This is a genomic window from Acinetobacter sp. YH01019 (genome assembly GCF_013420285.1).
GTDB classification, from domain to species: domain Bacteria; phylum Pseudomonadota; class Gammaproteobacteria; order Pseudomonadales; family Moraxellaceae; genus Acinetobacter; species Acinetobacter gandensis.
Window position 1 is genome coordinate 20,574 of record NZ_VOYM01000004.1, and the last position, 25,036, is coordinate 45,609.

A 25,036-nucleotide genomic window follows, 5' to 3' on the forward strand; every position below is an offset into this window, starting at 1 on the left:
TTTAAAACCCTTTTAGATAGTTTCTTTATATAAATTCTCTTATAATCTTTAGTATATACCGTTCAAAAGTAACCGATGGTGCTTTGATATTTTAATTAAAAGATGCTTATACATATTGCCATGGAGTTTATATGTCAACTAAAAAGAAATGGTTGGATCTGAGTAGCTTTGGCGCTCAACTTGTAGTAACCCCTAAAACTGATTTAAGAAACCAAGCAGCCATTATTAAGATTAAAGATGTTGAGCTTTTAGAGAAAAAGTTGAACACATCCTTAAACAGCTTCTTAACAGGTTTAAAACAGACTGGAAAGTTTGTTTATATCACCAATGAGCAAAATAACGACCTTAGTTTTATGTATAAGAGTTCGCAAGATAGTCTCTCTCTTGCTGACATAAAATCTGTTTTTCCTTACGACTCTAAAAATGACCTCATTGAAATGGATATGTCAGATATATATCTGCAAAACCCAATGAGTAGTGCTGAAAAAAACCAGTGGCAATCCCTATTTGAACTCAATAATCAAAAGTCCGTTGTGCTTTACCAAGCAAAACAGCAAAAACCGTTTGCCCCAAATACAACCATTATGGGTGCGGTTAAACAATTCAATAAAGCAGATTTAGGCTGGAATAAGCTACCGACATTACTGCAGTCAGTAGATCCATTGCCGTTGGCTGATTTAGACAATTACGGGTACCAAGCAGATAAAACACTGACTCGTTATTATGTTGATAAAGAAGCAGCGCTAAATGCTGGACTCATAGAAGATACGATAGAGCCTATTGAACTAAGCAAACAGCTAGTGATTTCGGTTAATTCAGGCGGTGAAGTACTTGCCCTAAAAGATATTACGCAAATCCCTGAGCTGACCAATTATAAAATATCTTCACATCCAGCATGGCCAGCGTATAACAGCTTACCGAAGCAATTTATTGATATTCGAGAGCTGAATAAGGGGCTGAATACGAGCATTGATCCAATTGTGAATGCGCTCAGATCGGATGATCATGCCGTTAATCACCAAGGATTGATCAAGCTTCAAACCTTAGTCACGAAAATCAATGACTGTTTGTATTCATACGAAGAAAACAGCATTCCGTCAGCATTGGCACCATTTGGTATAGAAACAACTGCGTTACAGCTGGTGGACAATGATTGGAAAGTTTGGGAATACAACAACCAAACTTTAGATGTAGAAGAATTCGACCTTGCCGATAAGATTAAGGACCTGATTCAAAGCGTTCAAAATAATATTAATAATTTAAGAACATTTAATCCCTACTCTATTGGTGATAGCAGTTTTGATCGTGAATTAATTTCTGAAAGTTTGGATGACATCGGTACAAGTTTAGAAAGCTTGGATCTCAATCAAATTAAGCAAACCATACCGCCTGAACCTAAGGTTCCAGTAAAACGTTTGTTCAATCGAATTGATCACTTTTTTAGACACACCAAGTTTAAGCCGAACATTCCAGAACCAGTCATTAAGGACTCTTTGACTAAACTCGCTTTAATGCGAAAAATTAAGCAAGAATACCTACAAAAAATTGCAAAGCTCAAAGAAGAACGTCAAGCCATTGTTGAAGCGAAAGCAACACATACCATCAGTGAGCGTATTGAAAAAGCGGTTGCGATTCAAGTCGCTGTTGCTACTGAAAATGCGTATGTTTTGGATCAGCAAGCCTATGACGATCAAGCTTATGAAATGGAATTGGCATTAAGTCAGTTAAACATTGCTTCTACGCGTCTGAACAATCTTTATGATAGTTTTTTTGATTCAGTGATAGACCGTGAAGAATACGGCACGGATCTTGATAACTTCCTACAAAGCGTTGTCACCGATGATGAATTGCAAGATGAAATGCAACGTCTATTGGATGAAGCGAACGAGTTTGAAGCTACTCACACCTCAAATGACATTGACATTTATCATTTCAACGTTGATCTAGGTGAAGAACCGAACGGGCTTTGGAATGAAGCTGTTAACCAGTTTGATGTGGTTCATTATTATGATGAACAAGATCAAGAGTTATCTGCAGTCGAAAAGTTTGAATATTCTATTTTGGGATATTCACCATCTCAAGAATCTGCAATGCCAGATTTTAACGATATGGTGTTCTCGAATGCTGTATCAGTGCTGGATAACAGTATTGAGGACATGATTGCGACCAGTGCTGAAAATGTAGGTAAAAACTACTTTTCATTTCATCAGCAAATGCCTCGTATTCTTCAACAACTGCATAGTATTAATAGCCAATTTACGGCGCTTGGTGATGGTGATGCCCATAGCATTGCATCACAATATTTATCAGATGAAAGCTTAGAGCGATTCTATAACCTGTTAGAACAGGACGGTAACTACAAGGGTTTTAATAAGCGCATCGATGTGGCTCATGTGCTTTCTGAGCTGAGTAGCAATATTGGCAACAATCCTGACTCCCCTATCCTTAACCGATTACCTGATATTAGGTCGCAACTCAATCATGCGATAAATGAGGAATTACGTGTACGCACGAATCCTGGTAATGCACTGGCCAACGCGATTGTTTTTGCTGCGACCAATGAAGTTTTGTCTTTAAAAGAAACACTCGAAAAAGATGAAATCTATGTGGTAGACAGCTTTCAAAACTATCTGCCTAAGGTGATACATAAAGACCACTTCAACTCAAATACACAAGAACAGCTTTTTGCCTTAAATAAAAAGGTCGCGGTAAGTATGGCGTATAAGCGCTATCTACAAGACTTTTATCAAAATGCCGTGGGTGAAGAGTCTAAATCTGAGGCGGTTATTGCCATTATTAATAATGAGCACAAGCATATTTTGACGGCACTAGGTTATCTAACACCGACCTACAATGAAGTCACGGCACCAAAAGACTCGAAAATTGAAAATGTCGTCACGTTGACTGAAGAAGCGGTAAAAACCTACCTAGCTGAAGGTAACGCTTTGATGGTTGAGCCTGAAGTTAGCGCACGTTCTTTGGCGGTGTATAGCAGTACGATAGCATCTGATCAGAACTTCATTCGCTTACTACCGATGGATCTAGGTCAAAAGGTTAGTTCATTACAAAAGCAAAAAACCATTATGATTAATGGTGCTTCTTCGTTTGAACATATCCTGAGCTCTAATCCGATCAGCGAAAACAAGCTGACCTATGATGACCTTAAGAATGTAATTCTTAATCGTATTTTGACCAAGGAAGCGGTACCTAAATATGAAAAAGGCTTAAAGCTTGATATTGAAGTTAAGAATGTCTATGAGCATGCATCAAGTTTCTTGCCACTTGAAAAGACCGATGTTAACAGTGAAAATGACTTTGGCAATCTCTTTAAACATGGGCTTGTGCTTGAAGCATTACAATCGACTCCAGACTCACTCAAGAATGGATTTAACCTCAACCGTGATTTAATCAATTCTGCCCTACTGCAGTCATTTGAAAATCGTTCTATTGAAGAATGGACGGCACTAAAAAATAAATCCCTCGAGACAAAAACGGGATCTCTTTTAAGCATTATCAACAATCCTGAACGCATTAAAGAGTTTGAGTTTCCTGAGATAAATATTTATCTCACGGTTTCACCAGCTGATGAACAAAAGCACGGTGCGATTAACTTATATTTCAGCGGTGAACAGATTCCGTCTACCGATCGCTTAATCGTTAAATCAAGTCTGAATGACTTAGCTGCAGACGATAAGGCGCTGTTTAAAGCTTTGACGCTTAGCAATGATTCAGTTTTAAGTACGCAAGAGCAAATGCAGTACTTGATCGACTCATTAGAAAAACGCTATCAGATCTTCCAGTCGATCGAAAACCTACACCTTAAAGAAAAGGTATTGTTTAACCCTGAGTTGGACGATTACAAGGCATTAACTTTACGTGATGCCGATAATCAATATATCGATCCAACGGCGAAACAAGATCTAATCGATTTTGTGAAAAGCAATGATGTGATGACCAATGTTGATTTGATGAACGTCTTTACCGACTACATCAATCAAAAAGAAATGGATCAAGCGTTTGAAAACGGCTCCAAAATTATTGTGGCCAATGACGGTGCTGATTTAGTGATTTCTGTCATTGATAAAGACACACCAGTTTTACAGCATGATCAATTACGGGTTTTTGATAATGTTGAGCAGTTTGCTAAATTCAACGAGCGTGGTGGATTGTTTAAAGACTTCCAGTTAAACGGGATAAAAGCGCATCTTGTGGACCAAGTATTAAATGATCTTGGGTTACGTGAAAACATACTGCAGACAATCAAGGTGCCATTATCACCAAGTTTTGAAAATATTGATGTTAAAGGCCTTAATGAGATTGTGGCTGTTAATATTTCAACATTGGTCAATAAAATTGATTTTGCCTTTGGTGAAAAGCTACTTGAATCTAAAGACCGGTTCGATCTCGCGATTAAAGTTGCCGATGATCAAGCTCCGTTAAAACTGGCCATTGTGAATAATGCCGAACATCAGCAATTTGTTGATCAAGGCTATAAAATTCTTCCTACGCCAAAGCACCCGAACTCTAAGAACTTCTTAATTACTGATTTTGCAAAATCATTCAAAAAAGCAGAATTATTTAAGTCTCGCGATCAAGTATATAAACCTGAACATATGGTTCAAAGCGCACCTATTGTAGAAGTTGCCCAAGAACCATTGGTTGAAGAACCGACCGTAACTGAGCCTGAAGTTCAAAAGCCTACTGAACCAGAAGTACAGGAAACAACGGTAGAAGTTGTAGAGCCGACTGAGCCAGTTGCTCCAGAACAAACATCACTGTTTGAGTCTGAGGGTAAGCCTGAAGCTGAAGCACCAAAAGAGCCAAAAACAACCAAACCGAAAGCCACTGAGCCACGTTCTGAAGTTGGACTTATTGAAGATACGGGTATGAAAATGCCTGGTGCGAAAAAGGATCTGTATGGTCCACGTTTATCGCTCAGTCAGATTCAAGATATGTCGCTTTTGCAAGTCAAAAACCTAATTACGCGTGACAAAATTTGGAAAAAGGAATCGGTTTTACAAGCAAAAGAAGCTGGTCGAGATATTTACATTCACTTGCTGACTGACGCTGTACGTAAGATGACGAATGATCAGCCACGTTATCCGCTTGAAAATGCCACTGAAGAACAGTTTAAAAAAGTAGGTGCTGGATACTATGACGCTGTTTTAAGTATGCGTGATGCATTAATGGAAGCAAAAACAGTTCGTGAATTTATTCCTAATGCATGTGATTTATACGTTCGTTTGAATGAAGACAAAGATCTGTTCACGGCGTTTAAATCATTAGATCGGTCATTATTTTCATTGGTAGAAAGCTATGCTGAATATGCTGCCACTGACATGATTATTAGTTCTGAATTGGCGAAAACCGATAGTAGTGAAGCACGTAAAACGCTCACTGAAGCACTTCATCATTTAAGGAAAGAGTTACCGCCAGTTAAAGGCACCTACTCTATCTATAAAAAAATACGTAGTGCGATTGATGCCAAACCGTTCCAAGACAAAGTAAAAGCGACTGTTACTTTTAGAAGTGGCAACATTATAGATTCGAGTACGCTATTTAGCAGATCTGATGCTGGTCTATCTGAACAGGTCATGGATCTGTTAACTGCTAAAAAAACCAAAGACGCAACTGCAGAGAATGATGATACTCAAGAAGTCTCGTTATCTGAAAAGAATGTATCGCACATTGTAGATGACACGGCGAGTACCTTAGATGCCCTATTCAAAGAGTATGCTAAGCCTCGTACTATGCGTAAGGCATTCAAGCTCAGTGATGTGGTTGTGACGGAAAACATTGCTTCACGTAATGGCCAAGATGTTACAGCACATACCTTGCAAGCGACCTTTGGATTTAAAGCCGTAGAGTTTGGCGAGTACTTGAACCAGAGCGATCGTCAAATCGCGTTAAATAACGCATATGACGGTTGTTTCGCTCTTGCTAAGGCACTTGATATAGATCCGAAATTTGTTGGCTTTAACGGTATGTTGGGTGTTGCTTTTGGTTCGCGTGGACGTTCCGCTGCGATGGCACATTATGAGCCATCTAACCGTGTGATTAACTTAACCAAGAATTCAGGTTTTGGCTCGTTTGGTCATGAATTTTTCCATGCCTATGACCATCTCATTTTTAGTGCGATGACACGCAATCAACCAAAAATGATGATGGAAAACGTACAGCCTTATCTAACTCGTTTTGCAGAATTGAATAACATTAAGTCTGAGAAGTATGCCAACATTAACCAAGATTTGTTGCAAGCTGCAGCCAAAGTAAATCAAGCGATGTATTACTTGCCAATGAAAAAGGATGACTCGATAGAAGTACTTCGCACGAATCTTGAGAATCAAGTCAAGTTTTATGAAACCAGCATCAAAACGATTTTGGATAAAACATTGGTAGATCAACCTGACATTGTTGATTTGTTTACGCCAGATAGAGACAGCATAAAAGAGAAAATTAATACGTTTATTGCGGAACGTGGCAAGTTGCATACTGAACTATCTTCATTGATTAACTTCGCTAATCGTCATGAAGATCCTGAACTTTTCCAAAAGGACGCCATACAACATAGACGTTATATGCACGTTGCCCAAGGCTTGCATAAGTTCTTGTCTGAAAATGAGTATCCAATCCCACGGACTGAGCTCAACAAATATATCTCGCAATCTCGTTCTGAAATTGATCATGATCGTGTCTTTGCAGCGCAAGTACTTGGTGCAGCGAACAGTACAGTCTTTAGATCAGTTGTATTCCGTGATTATCGACAAATGTTGCGTAGTCAGTTTGCGATATGTGCACTCGACTTCATCAAAGAAAACAGCCCTAAACCATTGTCAGATGAACACTTAAAGTTAATTTCTTTAAGCTTACAGACGAACGATCGCTTAACATCAACTAATCAATCTCAGCTAAAAACTGATTTCTACAAAAATGCGATGGTATTAGAGGGCTTAACAAGTGCTAAGAAGCCGTATTGGACGACCGCACATGAAATGTTTGCCCGTAGTGGTGAGCAGTACTTACAAGTGACCTTAGCAGAAATGAACTTGCGTAATGATTGGCTTGTTTACCCATGTCCTGAAGGTGGTTCATCTTCTGTAACTCAACCGCATGGTATAGAAAAAGATGCAATCATGAAGGAGATTCGCGAATTTACGGTGAAAGGCCTGGACTATATTCAGGAAAATATTGCTGAACTGCGTTTTGCTGATCATCAGCAGTATGTCAGAAATGCAATGCACTTCTTCCAACCGGGTACAGATCAACATGAGAACCTAGTTAAATGGAATGAAGTCATTAATGAGATGTCACAAGCTGAATACGATGAATATTGGACTAAGCTCATGACCAACATTGAAGTACAAGCAGATCCAGAATTAAGCAAACAAAAGAATAGCGATCCTGAATTGGCACTATAAGCAATTTTGAGATCTTGGATGCTATCCCCTGTGGGTGGCATCTTTTTTTTATTTAAATCTTATAAATGGAATCAGGGGGCACTATGGCAATAGCAATTCCAAAGCAATTTGCTGGTTTTGGTCTAGCAGTTGCAATTATATCTGTGGCTAATCATTTCGGATTGGTCGATCTCTTTGCTCAAAGTGCTACACGGGCAATATCGAAACAAGCTCAATCAGTAGAGTCAGCCAATCCAGGCCAACCGAATGAACCTGAAAACGGTCTACAAATGGCAAAAGACTATGCTGAACATCAAAAAATGGTAGCCAATAGTGCAGCCATGCCATTTAAAAAAGAAGTGATTAATGTTTCCAGTATGGAAAACACACAACATTTTGGTCCTGTTTCAATGGAATCTCAAAATGTTGATACTGTGTTTATCATTCGAGATAAGGCCACTAAAAGGTTACGAGCCGTTGTTCAGGTACCCAAAAAGCAAACTGTCAATATATCTCTTCCAATTGGTCAATACACCATTCAATATGCCCAAAACAATTATATTAAGGATGCTCCATGGCAAGGATTAAATAAGTTTTGGGGATACGGCACTACCTTTTTAGAAAGTAACCTTGAGCATAATGTTACCTTGGTCCAATATCCGAATAATAGTGGCTACTTTATTCGTGGTACTGGAATTATTGTAGGTGTAGAAGATGGCACCCAACCAGACGAACTCGCTAAAAACGAATTTGTTAAAATGTAACCATCAGCTTTAAGCAAGATGTCACCTATACGGTGGCATTTTTATTTATAAAAAAAGAAAGAATAGTGCACGGTTTTAGATGGTTTTATTAAAAATGATAGGTATTTAAACAGTGCTATTTACTCGGTATATACTATTTTAAAGAATAACGCCTAAACCCTCCCTCAAAGTTAATTTTTTAGTTTAATATAAGCACATATAAGTACTCGTAAGAGTCGTTTTAAAGTCTTGGATCATGCTATGTGACCAAGTAGGAGACTATAAAGTGAATGAAGTTAAATGGCCTAATTTAACTGGTCTTGGTGCGCGTCTTGTAGTATCGCCAGCCAACAATTTTCGCCCAAAAACGGCGATGCTTGTTGTTAATGAATTTGAGCAATTCAAAAAATCTATTGAACAAAACAGTTCTAAGCAATTTGAACAAGTGTTAATGGATGCCCATTTTTATGAAGTGCAAAATGATGATGGTATTCATGCGTACTACTATAAGAACCCGGCAAAGTCTGGTATCGATCTAAACGATCTTCAGAAGGTCTTTCCAGCGTTTACCAACGATATGAAAGTACCGACTAAGCAAGAAGATATTTATCTCACCAATCTACCGTTTAAGAAGAACATTCCGAACTGGAAAAGTTACTTCGCATCAGCGACCGAACGCCTTTCTGCTTTCCCTGAAGTGTATGTCAGTAAGCTAAACAATGGATCTAATATCCTTGATACGCTGAAAACCAGTCTTCAGGAATCGAACAAATCCTACTTGGCTCAATTTCAGTCTTCAAAAATTCCTTTTAATCGTCTTCAAGATTATGGCTATGAAAATATCTTCTCTAAAGTCTATCTAGATGAAGAATCGGCGATGGCCAGTGGCGAAAGTCTAGATAATCTAGCCAAAATTAAGTTGTCTCCATTTGCAGTACCCGTCAATTACGAAAAAGATGGTTCGTTACTGATTATTGATGACTTGCGCCATATTCCTGAAATCTTTGCTCATGATCCGTATGAAGCATTGGGGTTAAATGACAATATTAACCTGGTGCATTTTGCTCATGAATACGAGTCCACTTTTAATCAGCTGATTGAGCATGGCCGTGGCAACAGAATGTTTAACATGAGCTTTAAAGATGTTGATGCTTATGTACAAAAATTAGCTTCTGATCTTGTTGTGATAGACCGTGTGTTTAATCAACAGCAATTGCCGTATCCAAAGCTATTAGAATCAGCTAAACAAGGTATTCCAGCTTTTTATAAAGATGAACACGGCACATGGATGGCGTCTAAACAAGGTATTGAAACACGCCTTGTAGATAAGATGGTGTATGACGCTGCCATGCTTCGCCATGATGTCTTACAACAAATGGTACGCCAGATGCCAACAGGTAAAGTTTTCTTTGCCGATCTGAGCCAAGAGTTCTCTGAATTCTCTGTAAACATCGTTCCTAAGTTTAATGCGTTCTATGATCACCAATCTGCTGAAATCAAACAGCGTAAACTAGAAGAACAACTCAATGAATCAAATGTTAACGAGATCTTGAATAATCTTGATGTTAATTTTGAGGCAACTGAGAAGGCATCTATTACTGAGTCTGATCTACTCAACATTGCAAATGACCTCCCTACTCCAGAAATTGATGATGTTGCCGTACTTAAAGAGCTCTTAAAGTTTCCTGAAGAATTATTGGATGCAAGAGGCAATGACAAGGTGCGTGATTTCGCGCCGTCTATGCTTGAAATTAGACAGATTTTGGATGTCTATGTCATTCCTAAGGCTACTGAACAAGCTCAACAAATTGAGAAGCAATATAGTGATTATCTAAATCAGAAATATGCTGAAATTCAAGATGTCGTGCGCTCAGCTACACAAACAAAAAGATTCAGCGTAGATGATATTCAAGCGATCTCTGACGAAATCGACACACACAATGTTGAGATCTCAAAACAGTACAATGAAGTTAAAAAAGTCTTATGGCAAAGTGAAACTTTGGTATCTGGCATTACGTCTGCAACAAATACCTTTTTGTTTAATAAAAACAGCTTCTACTACGCTAAAGATGAAAACGGCAAATTTGTAGGTTTTGAATCTGAAGTAGAAAGCAATCAACACAAAGCGGATCTGTTCAAATTACTGTCTAAGCAATTCGACAATCAATTGGTTTCAATTAACACGCCTGAGCTTCAGGAATTTGTGAATAATGAAACTGCAGTTGATATGTTGATGTCACGCACGAACAGTTATGTTGAGCAAAATATCAATGATTTTGTTGCTGGTGATTTTTCTGCGCCGTTATCGCTAGAGCAAGATGCACAGCGTTTAGAGTTAAGCGATCTGTGCACGGCTGATCTTGCTAATAACGATAAATTAGCTTCAGCGTATTTTGAAGAGTTTACTCGGCTTCTTGATGAATCAAACTTTGATGAAGCATTTTTAAAACAATCTCTATCACAAACTAAAAGTGCGTCATTCTTAAAGAACGGTGTAAATGAGATTTTATTCCGTAATTTATTGGTGCCAAATGCAAGTGAAAACTTCAATCGTAAGACTAAATCTGATTCTGTTCCTGAGGATATTTTTGCTAAAACTTCATCACATACAGATGGGTTTAGTCTGGACCGTCAGTTCAATCGCTTTGTTGAGGTTCAAAGCTTCCAAAAGGCATTAACAGCCAAATATCCGCAACAAGACTGGTCATTTATCACAAAGGATGAACGTGGCGAAAACATCAAGTCGATTGCTGAAGATATGCAGTCTGACATGGAAGAAGACCGCAAAGATGCAAAGGATCTGTTGTCGAGTATCGAACGTCAGTTTTATTCTAAAAATTCGACCTTATTTGTCTCGAATATGGATCTCGCTGCAGATGAAATCTATGTTCAGATTAAACCAACGGGTGACATTGACGATTTAAAAGTTAAAACCGTTAAATCAAATGAATTTGATGAAAACAAACATTTTTCATTGTCTACCGATGGCTACAAAGCAACAAATCAAGCGTATGCGAACATTGCCAAGTATTTTGTTGAGAAAACCCTATATCTAGAAGATGGCGATTATGACAAGGCACAAAAAATAGCTGCCTTAGTGATTGCTGGTGAAGATAAAGAGCTCAAACAAGAAACTAAGAAAGTCTTTGGTGTAGAGCTGACTGCAGATGACTTAAAGCAAGTCCAAAGCATGCAGTTAGAAGATGGTAAGCTCCAGTTAAACAAAACTGCCCTACCGAACCACAACTACAACAACATTCAGCTATTCAACTATCTGAACCTGATTGATATTAATCAGCGTACAGTTTTTGGCAAATTTGATGTTGAAGTACAAAAAGAATTTGAGGTGATTAAGGATCTTCTCAAACCTAATGTAGCTTTTCAGAATAACGTTAAATATTTTTCGCTATCAGCTGAAGAAGAGAACGTACAGTTCAATAGTGAATCTGAATACTTTAACACTCAGCTAGAAAATGCTGTAAAGCACTATGAAGATCACCACGGCGCAATCAAGATCCCTGATCATGATTTGTTTATCACCGTGTTTCAAAAGAATGATCTTCAGTATATACGCCTCTACAATCATAAAGACAAAAATGCGCCGTTTATTGGGCATTCAGTTTCCCTAGATGCCAATATGCATAAGGCTACTGGCTTTAATGATAGAGATGCGGTTAAAACGTCTGCGAATGCTTTGTTTAAGTTATCGACTTCACGCAACAGCATGACGTTTATGCCTCCAGCTAAGTTCACTTTTGAAAAATATTACGAGTCAGATCTCAACTTCTTCAAAGCTAAAGACAGTCAGCAAACTTTAATCAATAAAGTGTTTACGTCTTTACCAAACAAGATGTTCCAGTACATTTCTGATCATCCATCTAATTTCAACTCTAAATTAGATTTCATCAGCAATCTTAATTCTGCAACATACGAAAAGTTTGAGGATCTTAGCTACGATAAAAAACCGAGTGAAGTCACTGAGCTTCTGAGCAACATCTCTCCAGCGTACACCTATGTTATCGCTCATGTAGATGGCCAGACAGCAATCATGCCTAAAAACTTAACCAAAGTTTTTGATGTTCAGGCATTTGAAGAAGTTCACCCGTTTGATTTGGTGAACTCTAAACTTCAGAAAAGCGATCTTAAAGAACTTTTTAGCAATGGTATCAATGGTGAACCTGATCCATTTATTAATAAGCTCAAATTTAGTGTTGTATTAAACCGTGTAGGTAATCCAGAACTTGAGGATATTCAGCCTAGATTTATGTTAGAGCAGATCGCCGTGAATGAGGCGTTTGCAGAAAAATATAAAACCTTAACCGCTTTAAATGAAGTCAATGCCGTCATGCTTGAGCATGTCAAAGCATTACAAGATACGGTTAAACAGGCTTATGCTGAGCATTTTGTAGGTTCCAACCCTAAAGTTCACCAATACAAGTTGCTAAACAAATCATCTCAACAAGATGAAACACCTCAATTGTTTATGGTTGATACGGACTATGAGCCTCAATTGACTGCCGTGCTTCTTCGTATACCGTCTCATGACTATCAGTATCAATTGATTACTGGTTTTGATGATGTAGACCAGTTTAGTCACGAAATCTTAAATGCTATCGAATCTAAGGTTAATTTCGGTACCACTTTAGAGCAATTAGCACTATCTGACTTGCCTGAAATTCAGATTAAACACAAAACTGACTTTGAGAATAAACAGTTAGCAAGTTTGCATTTCCAAACTTTGATTACGAATACGCTTGGTGCTCTATACGATCAAACTGCACACATAAAGCCGTATATCAAAACTGAAAATCACAAATTGTTCTTGGCCATCAAGCCATCGACCGACAATGAATATGCATCGGTTAAACTTTTTGGTGATAAAGCCGATATTCACGGTGATTACAAGTCTCTGTGCGTTTTTCCTGTTAAAAGTATGCGCTCAGTTGAAGATGTCTTACAACTTCAAAACCGTGTGTTTACTGACTTCACGTTTATCGATCAATTGGTACCAAAAGACAAATATGTGCCTGTTGATGTAAAGGTAGAGCCAAGTGACTCCCCTGCTACGTACTTAGGTGATGTAGGTGCCAAGTTTGGCGGTGCACATAAAGATCGCTACGGTGAATATATTTCATTGGAATATATTTCAGCGACATCAGCCGATCAAACAGCTACGGACTATCGAAAAGCAAAAATCGTTGCAAATAAAGAATTCCAAGCTTGGTACACCAATACGCCACTCGGTATTGATGACAAAATATTCGTAAAGGCAATGTATGACTACTGCCCAACTAAACCGTTATTCTCTAAAAATGCGTTGATGCTTGATAGCCAACGTGCGACAGAATTACGTGCGTATGTGGCTGTTGTTTCTAACATCAGAAATTTGATGGTAGATACTCAAGAAGAGTTGATTCATGCGGTAAGAAACAATAAAAGCTTATCTGCTGAAAGTCTTGGTATGACTGATCGCCAACGTAAAGACTATATCGGGCTTTATAGTAAAGGTACCAAGAACAACTACAAAAACTACTTCGAATTGCTTAGCAATTTGAATGAGTACTACATTATGCCAGAACATACAGGCGGTATCAGTGTTCAGCTTGAGAAAATCATCGAAAAAACGATTGATAAAGAACTTAGTGAGATTCTATCAACAGGTAAGATCTTTGATTTTTACGGTAAGTCGAAAGTCACTAAAGATGTGAGCGATGCGATCAGCAACATGCAACGTACTGGCTTATATTCAACTGTGCTTGAACCATACGTTCTGAAAAGTGCGATTGAAAGTGGTTTAGTTAAAGCTGAATCTGCACCTATTTATGTTAAAGATCCTGTTGCACCAGTTATAGAAGCAACGACTGAAGCTGTGAATACACCTAAAGCACCACGTTTGCCGTCATTTACCAGTGAAGTGAAAAAACTTGAAAATGGCTTTGTGACTGAAAAAGTCCAATCAAGCATTTACGGATTGTTAAATTACTCTCGTACTGGTCCTGATCATCGCCAAGGTGCCGATGTGGATTCATTCAAGCTTAAAGATGACTTTTCTATCCGTGGTGTTGAAGTAGGCAATAAAGTTAGTCCTGTGGCTCAACAGTTGGTTAATGCCGTGTATGACTCATTGGCTGACTTAAAACAACTCATGGGCTTTAAATCAAACAATGGTTTATTGAACTTGGGTGTTGCTTTGGCTTCACGCGGAATTAAAGGATCTGCAGCGCATTTTGAGCTGTCTAAGAACGTGGTTAACTTAACTCGTGATAGCGGATCTGGAAGTTTGGCTCATGAGTATGGCCATGCGCTAGATGCACACTTGGGGATGTTGGAAAAAGCGGAAGTATATAAAAATCACGCTCAAATGAATCGTTCTGTACTTCAGGACTATTATGAAGACATCCCTAATTTTGAGATACCAGGTGCACGACACTTCTTATCAAATATGTTGGATGCTGGATACTCCCCTGTTACTGAGTCCGGTCGTGCTTTTGAAAAGTTACATCGTGCGATGATGAATGAGCCAGTTCAGCCAATGAAAAATTACGGTCAAGTACTTTATGAGAATGCTGAGACTGCAATCAAGGCGTACCACACTGTTGCTGATTCAATGCATGATGAAGTGATTAAGAATAAAGAGAATTATCCTAATTCTACGCGCAAAACTTTAAGCAGCTTCTTTGACTGGCACCAAAAGCACTATGAAGATCTCATTCGCCGTCAGTTTGAGAAAATTGAAGAGTACTTGAAGAAGTATGAGCGTGAATATAAAGCTGATACAAACCTATCTTTCTTCAGTACGGTTCAAGACAAGGTGGATGTCATTGTCTCTAAAATTAACACTGACATTAATGCTATAAGCTTTAAGTCGTTTGAGCGCTATCAGCAAAAACTTAATGATATGCGCCAGCCAGAACATCATTTACCTACAACCGGTTTGGAAGAAAAAATTACAGGTGTTGCGACTGCAGCGAATGTGGATTTAAAAACACTATCGCAAAACCTATCTGAATACTTGATAGAGTCATCTAAATACAAGTTCTATAACCTGGTAGAGAAGTACATGCCTGAGGGTGTTAAAAATCCTCATACTCAAATGCAAAACTTCTTTGATAAGTCGCAAGACGTTGAAGTAAACGTAGGTGATATTCGTTTTAGTGACAATCTATCGCGTTATAAAAAGGATTGTTTAAATATCGACAGTGCTGAAAATCGTGCAACGCCGTATTACGCGACCAGTACCGAAATGTTTGCCCGTTATTTTGAGACTTATTTGTACTCTAAAGTTTCAAATGAAAATGAAATGAAAAACTCATTTTTAATTGACGGCTACCCTACCGTACAACCTAAAGGTTTAGAGTTTGAGATCTGCAGAAACTTGACTGAACAATTAGTCGAAACTTGTGTGAATGAAATATTTGATCAAGATCTGCAAAACGAAAATACCCAAAAAATTATTGCTGAAGTTTCGATTGAAAAAGAAAATGAAGCTGACCAATTAAGACTTGAGATGTGAGATAACTAAATGCAATACGAAAATATTCATGAAGCAAAAACGCCACTTAAAAGCATGATTACTCGTAGTCATGCCTATATTCGCCTGTTGGTAGAAAAAAGTATGGCTGATGGTATTAAGTTTAAATATCACAACGGTAGACGTTTAACTCAAATTGATGATCCTGAGCGTGTTGTTTCTCAAATCTTCCCTTATTTTTTCCGTTTAGTTTTCTTGGAAATATCAACTTATTACGGTCAAACATTTGATGGTCTTAAGTTTCATTCTAAGAAACGTGCAACAGGAACATTACAATTAGAGGTCAGTATTCTTGAAGACAAAATACCGAACCAATTAGAGTTTTTCACCTTTATTAGTTACGTTTTTAACTATGGGTTTTTAAAAAATCAATTCCATGAAGACTTAACCCTTTTAACCAAAGCAACAAAGTTTGCCAGTTAAAAGTTAGATCCATTTTAAATCTTAGATTTAGGTATATACTAAAAATAATTTTTAAATATTTAAACTTTCAATATGGCTTTATAATCAGATAAAGCCATATTGATTTAGAAACAAGTTAGATATTTCTGAATTAAAAGTGTGGCGAAAGTATCAGTTTTATAAGTCAAACAGTCTGCAGTCCTTTAAGTAACTGTTGTAATGAAATAGTCATAATTGAGTCGCTGTACATTTGATGTGTATGCCCTTTTATTAATCCCATTGGAGATGATCGAATGCAAAAACCATTGCATGAAAATCTTGAAAACTTTCTGCCTTACTTGAAAAGTGAACTCGCTGCCAAAGGTATTTTAAGTGCGTCACTCAAAACCATCTTTTTGAACTACATTGATCAGATCACAAAAGAGAATAGATTCGTCACCCATACCAATACGACCGATCGACAAATTGTATATATAGAACGTGGCGATGATGCATTGATGTTGCGCTTTAAATATTTTGTTGAAAATAATGAGTACTTAGAAGTTGAGTTAATCATCACGGATACTCATGTAAAGTTGGTTTATGCTGAATCACCAGAATTACACTTGCTTTATGATGATGAAACACCAATTTGCTTAGATGCTGGCCAGTTAATCAAGTGTACCAATGACTATGGCACATCACTTGCTACTTTAATTAGTGCCCTATTCCAATGTTTACTCAGTGATGATCCACAAAAAAATATCCAAGACGTACTTAATCAAACTAATCTTTTTGACAAAGTTTCAGATGAAAATGCCGAATTAAACAAGGGTTCACATGATTTCGATAACCGACAAAATCAAGCAAATATCTGGGTTTTCTGATTCAGATTCAGAAGTTGTTAAGGATAGTGTTTTATCCTTATCTACTGCTTTGTGGATCATGAATATACTCATGTCCACAAATTTTGTTATTGGTTTAACCAAGAGAGATCAGAAGCTTTTTGATAATGCCAAAGAAACGCTGATTACTGAAATGAAGCGGTTAAAGTACAATCTTAGCGATTATAAAGTACTCCCTGTTTCAAAAAAGAATGAACCGCTTTTGCTTCAAATTAAACTTGAACAAAAATCAGATCGGACCATAGATTTAGTCAATGCCAATTTAAAGGATTTATCCAAAGACGAGTCCATGGTTATTGAAGTTCTTTATGCAAATTTAATGAATAGTAATAGTGGTGTTTGCATCACTATAAGCGATATTCATGATAAAACAGCGCTTCAAGTCAGTGAGATTCTTACTGACATTTCAAAAGAATTAAAGGTATCTACTTTATCCGATGTTCTTGATATTTATGCACGACCAATTGAACATAATAATGCCAAGGTGAGCTTTACCCTGGTGAACCCATGGGCATTATCAACCGATAGAAAAAAGACTCTTTGCATCGCTGCACCCATATTCAATGAATACAACAGTCCATTTAAATTGATTGCACTTCTTCAAAATATCATTTATCTAATTAATCAGAAGTGTACTAAAGAGACGGACCTTCCATTCGATTCCATTAACCTACCAAAATTTCAAAATAGACTTTTTGGCCAAAGCTTTTTTTATACTAATTAGGACTAACCATGAAAAACCAAACACGCCCATTTACTGTAGTGTTGTTGGCTCCTATTGCAGAACAACCTATTCATGCTTTAGTTGCGCCATCAGGTGATTCAATTCTGTTATCACAAGATACGAAAGTCTCAACTCTCGCAAATTTTCCAGATATGATCGAATCTGAGTTCGGTACATATGATGAATTTCTTATCGAACATCGCGATCAATTTATGCTGTTTAACCAAGTCGCATCTGATTTAGATCCTGATCTAATTTTTCCTAAAGTGCATTCAGACCTACTTGAAGATAGCTTATGTATTATTCGTTCTATTTTCGCTTTTGAACGTTTCAAATTAGAAGAAGAACAAAAGAATGCTACTCGTAAAGAGCCTAAAGAAATTAATCAAGAATATTTAATGAAACGTGCGATAGACCAGGCAATGACTTTAGAGCAAGATGTTTCTGACCTTTCATCAAATGTAGAGCGCTTACAAAGCCCGATGTCTTAAACTCCATTAAATATATTTAAAATTAACTTTAAACCCTCTCTTAAAACTTATATGCTTGTTAGTAATAGTTTAAGGGTGTGGTTTAAAGTATTTTTAGATGGATACAAATTTAGTTTTTTTCGATGACTTTAACGCTACTTCTAACACCTCTTATGGTGAAAATCACCGTTCTTTAAATAACGTACTATTCTTCTTTCTCAACTATCATAAAGGTACGTTTTTAGCTGATACGATATTTTTTGATACCCACTATCAAACAATTGACAACCGTAATATTGTCGGGGTTTTGCCTGTTCTTTTTAGTATCTGCCAGATTGACCGTTCAGAAGGTCACACCGGGCAAATAGTCGATATTCAACAGGATCTAAATAACGTAGATGAAGATGATTATGAACCTGTAATTGATATAGATGATACGCAAACATTTAACTTGTTCTACCACTTCCTTAAACCATCCAATGATGCACCTGTAAAACCACACCTTAATCAACTAAAAGTATTACCAGACAACTTAATCGATTCGACTAAACACCATGAGCTTTTAAATTACATTCTTGCTCTCATTGAGAATAAGATCTGGACCGATTCTGATGTATTTAAGTATGAGTACAAAAATAGGTTTTTGTTTTGCGTTTTTATCTATTTGTCCAAGACCGTAGATCTAAGTTTTAATAGCTCTCACGATTCTTTCACGAGCTGGCTTGAACTGCGTAACCTATCTTGGTTTGGTGCTAATGAAGTTGATACCAGTGACTTTGCAACATTAGAGCTTTATATACATGCCCTATCCTACACGCTAAAACTGGCAAACCATATTGTAAAAGCAATCATCAATAATAATGTGACGCCGTTTAAAGTTGCACCGCAAGAAGAATTGTTTTACTTTTTTGCTGAACGTACAGACGCACGTTCTCCTAATGAAGAGACTACACCGCCGTATACGCCAGCGGAAGATGATGAAACTTTTTCCACTGAACATTCTAGTGCTCCAGTACCAGCACCGTCAAATAAGGAAACACCAAAAGTAACCGATGCTTATTTATTGGTTGGTGCGGATCTTGAGGATTCTGAGTCCACAACACAAGAAAAGAATGTGATTACTCAAGACTTCAACTACCAAGCACGTTTAAATGAATTATATGAGCTGTCAAAATCCATCAAAGATGAAATTATAGATGCTCCAATCATTTCTATTAATCAAGCGTGGAATATAGTGCAAGATAAATGGAAGTTTTATCTCGATACTTTTTCAAGTAGCTACTTCAATATGAATGATTTTGAGAAGACGGCTATTCTTAAACAATTGAAATCACTCAAAGCCAGTATTTTTATGAACTGGTTTGATATTAAGTCGGGTGCTGGCCAGCAAGTATTTATTGATCTAGTGTCATACGACACGTTTAAGATTGAGTTTCTTTCTTCTGAAGCTAAGATGATCCAAACTTACATGAAGGACCGTATCAAAAATCAGATGTATTTTGAAACTACGGCGCCACAACCAAAGTTTTTGAGAAATCTAAACAACTTATTTAATGAACGTGTCGATACGCAAAAAATTAAAGACATCGAAAACACTGAACTTTTGTTGAAGGTGAATGGCATTCTTGACGGTGTTACCAAAGATCTCATTGACAATATCAATCTGCATTTATCAAATGACATTTATCTTGTGAACTACTTTTCTAATGTAGATAAGGAACTGGAACCGCCCAAATATCACTTATTAGATATTTTGCTTCGTACTTCAGTGCTTAACCTTATCTATGTTTGTCCTACCGCATCACTCAATGCAACCAAGGATCTTCTAAATGCAATCACTGATCCTGAAATTGAGGTTTCAGCTTTTGACACATTCGACCGCAAACAATATCAAAATCAAATTGTAAAAGAACTCGCATGTTCATTCCGTCAGCGCATAGATCCATCTGAACTTTTGAAGCTAGATATTACGTAGATATAAAAAATGCCCATCATTCGGGCATTTTCTTTTTAATGGTTAGGCTTACCAAGGTCTAGGCTCTGGTGGGCGTGATGTGTATTCGTTATCCGAATTGTTTTCATATTCATTGTCTTGGTCCAATTCTGGATCTGTTTGTTTGTAGCGGTTTTGGTAATCTTGCTGCTCAATTAAATCTTCTAGAGCCATTTCTTTAAAGTGGCCAACAAGTAATGAACGTGTTTCTTCTTGGTATTCTGGTTCTTGCGCTAATTGACGACCAATTTCATTCGGTAGTTTATTGTCGTAGATATATTTTAGGTTGGTTCGTTGTGTTTGTAGTGTAGGTTGTGGGTTAAACTCGTCAGTAAGGGAAACTACTTTAGCTTCACTAAAACTAGTGCCACAATTAAAAACGGCTCTGGTCGCGTCTTGAAGTATATCTTCTTCGTTCTGTATGTTTTCCATTTGGCTTAAACCCTTTATTAAAGTCAGAATCTTAAAATTAAGAGATGTATTAAGATACCCAATTATACTTCAATAAATTTTCAATTTGTACCTTTAACGCTTCTTGCTCTAATCTGTCTAAACCTATTGTTGCGATGTTCTCTAAAAACTTGTCTTTATACTCGTTGTAACTTTCTATATCGTCTTTTTTAATGGTTTTGTCTAGATTTAACGTAAGCATGAGGTTTAATACTTTTAATATTTTTAGGTTCTTCCGTTTTTTGAGAACTTCAATAGGATCTAATTCAAAAGTATTTATTTTATCTAGTTTTTCTTTATAAGTTATTGCCATTAAAGGATTTATGCTTTGGTTGAGTATGTAGGATAACTCTAAAACAGTTATATCTTTCCCCATATCTTTAGATACAGATTTCTTAATTTCCGACAGTAAAATTAAGTGAGATGTAAACTTTGCTTTATCCATAATAGTCTCTTGTATTTAAACTAAATCATTAAAACAATTAGCAAGTCATGTTTAAACTTTCTGTATATACCAATAATAGTTTTGTGGTACATTATTGCTAATTTAAAAACCATTGTTATTTGTAATAAAATGGTTTTAATGATTCTTTGGTTAAAAGGTATTAAGCCTTTTAGTTAAACGTCTAACTTGTAATTTATAACACTTTGCTTTTAGTCGTCTTAAGTAAGCGATGTATAAGAAGCATTAAGAAAAACGGTGAGTTAGCTATGAGTTTATTTTGTCAATCGACAAATCCGAATTGTGATGGCGACCAAGCCGTTACTCTTCTCTCATCTATCTTTGGACACGATTTCATCAATGCGTTTATCAATGCGTCTGGCCCGGCTTCGACAGTACCATCATCAGGATTACTCACTAATATATTATTAGGTGGTGTAGCTAGTGTGGCAATGTCTTTGGTTCTGGTTTTTGCGATCGGTATTGGTTTAACTGCACTTTTGAAAAGCGCCCAGGACGGTGAAGCTTTCGGGAAAGATTCTAAAGTCACTACGATGTTTTCCCGTATATTATATTCGATTATTTTGCTTTTACCTACCGCGTCTGGCTACTGTTTCATTCAAGTGGTTGTCCTCGGTATGGTGCTTTGGTCAAATAATGTTTCTAATACAATTAATAATAGAACATTAGGCGAATCCTTAATGGCTTCGGCTAGTTTGTCAGATACGCACGATCATCAACGTGATATTTTTGGCTTCAGAAAAAATGCGCCAGTCATGCTTCGACAGCTGCATTGCATTAACGTTTTAAACCAAGAGTTCTATGCTCTCCCTCCAGCGTTCGGACGCTTCTACAATGATGGTTCATACGTGGGTCATGCTGATCCCGGTGTTAGTAGGACTGCAGTGGAGGTAAAGCAGAACTACATAGATAAAACAGCTAAAACACCTACAAACTGGACATCTATTACTTATAACTATGCATATTCAGACAGCCGTTTAGAAGTTGGAGGTAGAAAAGAGCCAATTTGTGGCGGTGCATCAATGAACGTTGTTAATCCAGCTGCGGTTAATAGTGAATTGATGGATATCCCTGTTTATAAATTACGCCAGCAAGATCAAAACAAGATCAACGTTGCTTTGGCAAATGTACAAGCAAAGTTACAGCAACAAAAGTACAATCTATATCGTGAATTTTTTATCGATATGGAAAAATGGTATATCGCGTATCAAGTAAATGCTAATGCTACTGAGCAAGAAGGCACATTCCCTATTAGTAAAGCTGGAATGGATGCCTTTAATGCGCTAGTTGATAATTATGTGAATAAGAGTCATACCGTAACGAATAATGTTCTGACTTCTGAAAATGGCTATACTGCGGTTCAAACTGTTGTTAATACGCTAAATCAGCGCGGTTGGATGATGACGCCTGAAGCTCGTATTAAAGTAGGTCAATATCGCGCTATTGTTGAGAAGTATATTACTGAACCTTTGTGGACGTTCACCCCTCCTACACTGAATTCAGCAATCATGAGCAACTCAAAAGGTGAAGCAATTTATAACACCGTTTATGTTGCAATGGATAATGCTGTTGGTAGCCTTACATCCAACAATAATTGGGTGGCAAACGGCGATATTGCCGACTCTACCAACTTAATATCAATGTCTACCGATGGTGGTGACTCAAACAAAGTATCCAACATCGATCAAAAGTTTTCGGCGTATGGTTCTGCTTGGGCAACAAACATTACTAAATCATTGGTAATGGGTATATTGGTCGGTGAAAAAGGCGATGCGGAATTATTAAATAATAATTCGTCTAGCTCAAATATCAGCCCTACTACATTGCACCGCAATACGAATGTTATCCGTAATATTCAAGATACTGGTGAAGCAATCTTAGTCTATAAAGCTGTGGCTCAAGGTACTGTTGTCGGCATGAAATTAGTCGTGCTTACTGCTCGTTCTGGTTCTGCACTTGTTCAATGGGTACCAGGGCTTAAGGGCGTAACTGAAGAAGGCACCAACGCTTTAGAATATGCCGTTGAAAATATCTTTGCTCCTATCCTTGGTCAGCTAGTAACATATTTGACGATTCTTGGTGTGTGGATGGCGGTTGTTATTCCATATATGCCAATGATCTTCTTTGGTCTAGCTTGTGTGGGTTGGATCATCCATATCCTATACGCTGTGTGTGGTTTGCCTTTATGGGCGCTAATGCACATGATCCCTGAGCGTACTTTTGTCGGTAGCCAAACACAAGGTTATGTCACGGTATTAACGTTGTTCATGCGACCAATATTTATCATTGTTGGTTTCTGGATGGCTGAAATTATTATCGGGCCAGCTCTCGTTACGCTTACTGATATGTTCTTTAGCTACCAAGGTGCAATGAGCATCGCTTATTCATCTAATACGTTTACAGTTATCTTTACTGAGCTGATTACGTTTATCTGGAAGTTCTTCTTATATCTATTCTTGATGACTTCAGCGATCTACCTGATTTACGGGTTGGTATTTAGTGTTGCTGACCAAGTACAACAATGGATTGGTTCTGGATTGAATGGCGGTCAGTGGGGTGAAACAAACTCAAAAGAAGCTATACAAAAGTTTGGTGGCGCTGCAAGTACGTTGTCTGGTCCATCTCCAGCATCTCGCCGTCCTTTACCGCCTGGTAGACGTCCTGATGGTGGTAAGGGTGGTCCAAACAATCCGAAAGGTGGTGGTGGTGGCAATGGTGGTACAGGTGGTAATACATTAGGCGGTACTGGTAGTACGACTGCATATAGCCCTGTAAATATGCCAGCTAGATCCGCTTCTTTTGGCGCTGCAACTGGTGGTACAGGTGGTATTACTCCAAGTGGTGTCAGTGGTGGTACGGGTGGTACAACTGGTCTTGGTGCTAAACCAACATCACCTAGCCCAAGCCAAGGTCAATCTACATTCGGTATGGGTGCTACAAGTGTAAGTGGTACAAATAATACGCCTACTACTGGTGGTGGTCTATATGGTGCAAATGCTTACGGAAAAACAGCTTCTACGTTTAATCGTGGTGTAGCTAAAGCATCAGCATTTAAGACTGGTTCTACTTTCGGTAGTGTGAATGTTGCAAGTAGTACTGGGTATACGTATGGTACTGGTTCGACTCCTAATGCACGTTTTGGTGCTAGTTCTAGTGCAACCAAGAAATCTAATATTTCTGGCCGTAGCTCTATGACTAATCGTGTGCGTTCAGGTTTAAGCTCAACTCTGTCTAAGTTTAAAGGTAAACCTTAAAATCTAGACAATAAAAAATGGTGCTCAAAAAGCACCATTTTTTTTATCAAAATATTCATAATTAAAAGTTAATTTTCTGAATGTTGTTTTTGCTTGTAGAGTTAAAAATAAATCTACGAACGCCGATATTAACAAGTTGCTGTTGATCTTTCTCTAGCTGACCAACTGCATGACTGTAAGCACGGTTCAAATTGTTATATGAACGGTTTTGCACAAGTAAGTCAAAGTTGTTTATACGCTCTTTTTCTAACTCAATTTGCTTGTTATTAAGCTCGATGTCTTTTGCTTTCATTTGGGCGCAAACATTGTTGTACTTGTTCGCCAGCTCATTGTGCTTGCTTGTAACGTCATCAATGTGTGCGTTCGCTTCAGCAACCAATTCGTTATACTGATTTGTAATACCTTTGATTTTGTTTTCTAGCATTTCAATGTGAGCTAACAAGGCATTTTCATTCTTCTGGTGTACTTTGTTTTGGATTAAAAAGTCTAATCCCATTGAAGCGCGGTCAATCGCTTGGTCGAAAGTAGCGCTTAAAACGTGTGCGTGATTTAACATATTTAGATACCTCACTACTTTTATTAAATTAAAATATTAAAACCATGTAACCTTATTCTTAAACCTATCAATAAGATTAACGCTATATGTATATACTATCTTAAAACAAAACCTAAAAACTTTTTTTAAAGTATAAAATACGTATTTAATCGTATATACTTAATCCGTC

General features: G+C 37.5%; 12 protein-coding genes. 9 read left to right on the forward strand and 3 right to left on the reverse strand.

Features of this window, described 5'->3' with window-relative positions:
• Positions 1-131: 131 nt before the first annotated feature.
• The 8 genes from FTT84_RS02135 to FTT84_RS02170 all read left to right on the forward strand — a co-directional run bounded on the left by FTT84_RS02135 (position 132) and on the right by FTT84_RS02170 (position 20,126).
• Complete coding sequence (locus FTT84_RS02135; protein ID WP_180079733.1) at positions 132-7,418, forward strand: LPD1 domain-containing protein; 7,287 nt, start codon at positions 132-134, stop codon at positions 7,416-7,418.
• Positions 7,419-7,501: 83 nt separating this feature from the next.
• Positions 7,502-8,161: a hypothetical protein gene (locus FTT84_RS02140; RefSeq protein ID WP_005028677.1), complete on the forward strand. Its 660-nt coding sequence runs from the start codon at positions 7,502-7,504 to the stop codon at positions 8,159-8,161.
• Positions 8,162-8,426: 265 nt separating this feature from the next.
• Entirely contained in the window at positions 8,427-15,653 is a 7,227-nt protein-coding gene (locus FTT84_RS02145) for an LPD1 domain-containing protein (protein WP_373684982.1), read from the forward strand.
• Positions 15,654-15,662: 9 nt separating this feature from the next.
• Positions 15,663-16,094: a hypothetical protein gene (locus FTT84_RS02150; RefSeq protein ID WP_005005806.1), complete on the forward strand. Its 432-nt coding sequence runs from the start codon at positions 15,663-15,665 to the stop codon at positions 16,092-16,094.
• 272 nt (positions 16,095-16,366) lie between these two features.
• A complete protein-coding gene (locus FTT84_RS02155) occupies positions 16,367-16,939 on the forward strand; it encodes a hypothetical protein (RefSeq protein WP_180079729.1) in 573 nt (190 codons plus the stop codon).
• Positions 16,893-17,681, forward strand: a complete 789-nt coding sequence (locus tag FTT84_RS02160; protein ID WP_159123900.1) for a hypothetical protein — start codon at positions 16,893-16,895, stop codon at positions 17,679-17,681. Before FTT84_RS02155 ends, FTT84_RS02160 begins: the two co-directional genes overlap by 47 nt.
• An 8-nt stretch (positions 17,682-17,689) precedes the next feature.
• Positions 17,690-18,172 carry a hypothetical protein gene (locus tag FTT84_RS02165; protein ID WP_159123899.1) on the forward strand — a complete coding sequence of 161 codons (483 nt, stop codon included), beginning with the start codon at positions 17,690-17,692 and terminating at the stop codon, positions 18,170-18,172.
• A 97-nt stretch (positions 18,173-18,269) separates the two neighbouring features.
• Complete coding sequence (locus FTT84_RS02170; RefSeq protein ID WP_159123820.1) at positions 18,270-20,126, forward strand: hypothetical protein; 1,857 nt, start codon at positions 18,270-18,272, stop codon at positions 20,124-20,126.
• Positions 20,127-20,174: 48 nt separating this feature from the next.
• On the opposite strand, the gene FTT84_RS02175 is transcribed toward FTT84_RS02170, so the two are convergent.
• Entirely contained in the window at positions 20,175-20,576 is a 402-nt protein-coding gene (locus tag FTT84_RS02175; RefSeq protein ID WP_159123819.1) for a hypothetical protein, read from the reverse strand.
• 49 nt (positions 20,577-20,625) lie between these two features.
• Positions 20,626-21,039: a hypothetical protein gene (locus tag FTT84_RS02180; protein WP_005028668.1), complete on the reverse strand. Its 414-nt coding sequence runs from the start codon at positions 21,037-21,039 to the stop codon at positions 20,626-20,628.
• Between the two features lie 266 nt (positions 21,040-21,305).
• Between FTT84_RS02180 and FTT84_RS02185 the strand changes: the two genes are divergently transcribed.
• Positions 21,306-24,311 (forward strand): DotA/TraY family protein, encoded by a 3,006-nt coding sequence (locus tag FTT84_RS02185; RefSeq protein WP_180057544.1) that lies wholly within the window; start codon positions 21,306-21,308, stop codon positions 24,309-24,311.
• A 61-nt stretch (positions 24,312-24,372) separates the two neighbouring features.
• Here the strand turns inward: FTT84_RS02185 and FTT84_RS02190 are convergent, their stop codons facing one another.
• The gene (locus tag FTT84_RS02190; RefSeq protein ID WP_005005817.1) at positions 24,373-24,867 is read right to left on the reverse strand and encodes a hypothetical protein; all 495 of its coding nucleotides are present in this window, start codon (positions 24,865-24,867) and stop codon (positions 24,373-24,375) included.
• Positions 24,868-25,036: the final 169 nt, after the last annotated feature.

Bases quoted from the DNA above. Each gene is read 5' to 3' on its own strand.
- FTT84_RS02165 (WP_159123899.1), top strand. From the start codon at position 17,690: ATGAAAAACCAAACACGCCCATTTACTGTAGTGTTGTTGGCTCCTATT.
- FTT84_RS02135 (WP_180079733.1), top strand. From the start codon at position 132: ATGTCAACTAAAAAGAAATGGTTGGATCTGAGTAGCTTTGGCGCTCAA.
- FTT84_RS02185 (WP_180057544.1), top strand. From the start codon at position 21,306: ATGAGTTTATTTTGTCAATCGACAAATCCGAATTGTGATGGCGACCAA.
- FTT84_RS02175 (WP_159123819.1), bottom strand. From the start codon at position 20,576: ATGGAAAACATACAGAACGAAGAAGATATACTTCAAGACGCGACCAGA.
- FTT84_RS02180 (WP_005028668.1), bottom strand. From the start codon at position 21,039: ATGGATAAAGCAAAGTTTACATCTCACTTAATTTTACTGTCGGAAATT.
- FTT84_RS02160 (WP_159123900.1), top strand. From the start codon at position 16,893: ATGATTTCGATAACCGACAAAATCAAGCAAATATCTGGGTTTTCTGAT.
- FTT84_RS02155 (WP_180079729.1), top strand. From the start codon at position 16,367: ATGCAAAAACCATTGCATGAAAATCTTGAAAACTTTCTGCCTTACTTG.
- FTT84_RS02140 (WP_005028677.1), top strand. From the start codon at position 7,502: ATGGCAATAGCAATTCCAAAGCAATTTGCTGGTTTTGGTCTAGCAGTT.
- FTT84_RS02170 (WP_159123820.1), top strand. From the start codon at position 18,270: ATGGATACAAATTTAGTTTTTTTCGATGACTTTAACGCTACTTCTAAC.
- FTT84_RS02190 (WP_005005817.1), bottom strand. From the start codon at position 24,867: ATGTTAAATCACGCACACGTTTTAAGCGCTACTTTCGACCAAGCGATT.
- FTT84_RS02150 (WP_005005806.1), top strand. From the start codon at position 15,663: ATGCAATACGAAAATATTCATGAAGCAAAAACGCCACTTAAAAGCATG.